This is a genomic window from Labrys neptuniae, from assembly GCF_040797145.1.
GTDB lineage: Bacteria > Pseudomonadota > Alphaproteobacteria > Rhizobiales > Labraceae > Labrys > Labrys neptuniae.
Genome location: NZ_JBFNQD010000040.1, coordinates 1,299 through 2,387 on the forward strand (window position 1 = coordinate 1,299; position 1,089 = coordinate 2,387).

1 protein-coding gene is annotated in these 1,089 nt (G+C 68.4%); it reads left to right on the forward strand.

What is annotated here, in order from left to right; all coding sequences use genetic code 11:
• On the forward strand, window positions 1-1,089 hold a 1,089-nt coding region (locus ABXS05_RS34820; RefSeq protein ID WP_367627081.1), incomplete at both ends, for an NAD(P)(+) transhydrogenase (Re/Si-specific) subunit beta.

The window sequence follows — 1,089 nt, forward strand, 5'->3', positions numbered from 1 at the left end:
GCTGGTGGTCGCAGGCCTGGCCGTCGGCGGCGGGCTCGGCGCCGTGGTGGCCAGGCGCGTGGCGATGACGGCGATGCCGCAATTGGTGGCCGCCTTCCATTCGGGCGTGGGCCTGGCCGCGGTGTTCGTGGCCGCCGGCGCCCTCTATGCCCCCGCCGCCTTCGGCATCGCCCATGGCGGGGAGATCGAAGCGCAGTCGCTGGTGGAGATGTCGCTGGGCGTGGCCATCGGCGCCATCACCTTCACCGGCTCGGTGATCGCCTTCGCCAAGCTCAACGGCAACATGTCCGGCGCACCGATCCTGCTGCCGAGCCGGCATGTCATCAATGCCGCCCTGGCCGCGCTGCTGGTCGCCCTGATCATCGCCTTCGTGCTCTCGGCCAGCCACACCCTGTTCTGGCTGATCGTCATCGCCTCGCTGGTGCTGGGCGGGCTGATCATCATCCCGATCGGCGGGGCCGACATGCCGGTGGTGGTCTCGATGCTCAACTCCTATTCGGGCTGGGCGGCGGCCGGCATCGGCTTCACCCTGGGCAACCTTGCCTTGATCATCACCGGGGCGCTGGTGGGCTCGTCCGGTGCCATCCTGTCCTACATCATGTGCAAGGGCATGAACCGCTCCTTCATCTCGGTGATCCTGGGCGGCTTCGGCGGGGATGCGGCGGCGGCAAGCGGCGGCAAGGGCCCGGAGACGCGCCCGGTCAAGCAGGGCTCGGCCGACGATGCCGCCTTCATCATGAAGAATGCCGGCAAGGTCATCATCGTGCCCGGCTACGGCATGGCGGTGGCGCAGGCCCAGCATGCCCTGCGCGAGATGGCCGACCAGCTCAAGGAAGAGGGCGTCGACGTCTCCTATGCCATCCACCCCGTCGCCGGCCGCATGCCCGGCCACATGAACGTGCTGCTGGCCGAGGCCAACGTGCCCTATGACGAGGTGTTCGAGCTCGAGGACATCAATGCCGAGTTCGCCCAGGCCGACGTCGCCTTCGTCATCGGCGCCAACGACGTCACCAACCCCGCCGCCAAGACCGACCCGGCCTCGCCCATCTTCGGCATGCCCATCCTCGATGTCGAGAAGGCCAAGACCGT